1 protein-coding gene is annotated in these 251 nt (G+C 53.4%); it reads left to right on the top strand.

Features of this window, described 5'->3' with window-relative positions; all coding sequences use genetic code 11:
* Window positions 1-251 (top strand): AMIN domain-containing protein (locus AC3II9_RS22170; protein WP_489158898.1); only part of this gene is annotated, 251 nt, incomplete at both ends.

Genomic DNA, 251 nt, shown 5'->3' with positions numbered 1-251 from the left:
CCGATGAATACACCCGGGTTACCCTGGAATTGAATGCGCCCCTCAAGGCCGAGCATTTCACCCTGTCCAACCCGAATCGCCTGGTCGTAGACCTGCAGGGCCTTAGCATGAGCAGCGCCCTGAACTCGCTCATCTCCAAGATCAAACCCAATGATCCCTATATTTCTACAGTTCGGGTTGCCCAAAACCGGGCTGACGTGGTTCGGATTGTCCTGGATTTAAAGCAAGCCATTGCCCCACAAGTATTTACC

This window comes from Lysinibacillus sp. RU7 (genome assembly GCF_057837305.1).
Note: the sequence above shows the minus strand (reverse complement) of the source record. Positions and strands in the feature narration are given on the sequence as shown.